1 pseudogene is annotated in these 410 nt (G+C 72.7%); it reads right to left on the reverse strand.

Features of this window, described 5'->3' with window-relative positions:
- Window positions 1-410 (reverse strand): annotated as a pseudogene (locus tag G3I71_RS48935) (type VII secretion protein EccC); the annotation flags it as partial.

A 410-nucleotide genomic window follows, 5' to 3' on the forward strand; every position in this document is an offset into this window, starting at 1 on the left:
CCGAGGCGAGTTGGTCGACGATGACGGACAGCACGCTGGGGCCGGTCTCCCGGACGGTCGCGGCGGGCTGCTCCTCGCCGTCGGCGGGGGCGGGGCTCGTGTCGCGCAGGGTGTTGAAGGTGGGGTACGCCAGGGCGAGGGGGCCCCGCTCGTCGCCGCCCCGTTCGGCGGTCGGGCCGCGGTGGCGGCCGGAGACGTAGCCGGCCTTGAAACGGGTGTAGGTGGAGGTGTCCACCTTGAGGTAGCCGAAGCCCGGCAGCGGCGGCAGCATGAAGGCGTCGGTGGTGTCCAGGACGGTGCGCGATTCGTCGGCGGAGAAGGTGCGCAGGCCGAGCCGGTAGGAGAGGTAGGTGTCCAGGCCCCTGAGCTTGCCGCCCTCGATGCGCTGGCTGGACAGCAGCAGGTGCACG

The organism is Streptomyces sp. SID12501, from assembly GCF_010550245.1.
Classification (GTDB): domain Bacteria; phylum Actinomycetota; class Actinomycetes; order Streptomycetales; family Streptomycetaceae; genus Streptomyces.